The organism is Pseudomonas sp. AC463 (assembly GCF_979253585.1).
Map to the genome: position 1 here is coordinate 1 of NZ_CEEDDZ010000396.1, position 305 is coordinate 305.

Genomic DNA, 305 nt, shown 5'->3' on the forward strand with positions numbered 1-305 from the left:
TCCTGAACCTGTCGCACGTCACGACGTATACGTACAGGCAGCCCGTGTCCTTCGGCGAGCACCGGATCATGGTGCGCCCGCGCGAAAGCTACGATCAGCATCTGCTGTCCGCCACGCTCGACATCGAACCTCGGCCCAGCGACGTGCGCTGGCTACAGGACGTGTTCGGCAACGCGGTGGCGATCGCCACCTTCGACCGGCCTGCGGCGCGGTTGGTGTTCGACAGCCGCATCCACCTGATGCACGAACCCGCCGACCTCGATCATGTCGATATCGAGGATTACGCGCGCACCTATCCCTTCACC

1 protein-coding gene is annotated in these 305 nt (G+C 63.9%); it reads left to right on the forward strand.

The genetic code is table 11. From position 1 onward, the window contains the following. Positions 1-305: transglutaminase N-terminal domain-containing protein (locus AC0IYH_RS30695; protein ID WP_471837938.1), on the forward strand; the 305-nt coding region annotated here is incomplete at both ends.